Here is a 501-nt window from a genome sequence, read left to right on the forward strand (position 1 = left end):
GCTCCATGACAGGGTCATTGAGCGCCTCGTGCATGTCGAAGAGGTACTCCAGCTTATAGCTCAGCGTCCGGACTGCCGCAAGCCCCGTCTGAAAGTGATCGGCCGGCGTGGCAGGGGGGATCTGGACGGGCGTGACACCGAGCAACCCCACAAGCGCCTTCACATCGCCGCCTACTCTGCCTATCAGCTTGCTCCGCTCGGCGTTGTCCGTGAGCGCCGAGGCGCCGAGGTATGCCTTCTCTAGCTTGTCCACCTCTTTGAGAAGCTTCTTGAGCCGCTCCTTGTCCATCGTCCGGGGATTGGCCGCCCCGATCGCATCGGACAGCGCTCGGGTGAAACCGAGCAACTCGCGGCGAACCGCCTCATTGTCCGCGCTCAGGGCCGTGCCATCGAGCGATTGAAAGAGCCCCTCCATCCGATAGGTCAGTTGCCGGACAGCACCCGCCCCGATCTGGAAGCACTCCTGCGGGGTGGGGTCGGGCACGGGCATCACGCTGACCC

The 501-nt window shown here is 64.3% G+C and carries 1 protein-coding gene; it reads right to left on the reverse strand.

Annotated elements, in window-relative coordinates:
• On the reverse strand, positions 1 to 501 hold a 501-nt coding region (locus J7643_20035), incomplete at both ends, for a hypothetical protein (protein ID MBO9542881.1).

It is taken from the genome of bacterium (genome assembly GCA_017744355.1).
Classification (GTDB): domain Bacteria; phylum Cyanobacteriota; class Sericytochromatia; order S15B-MN24; family UBA4093; genus JAGIBK01.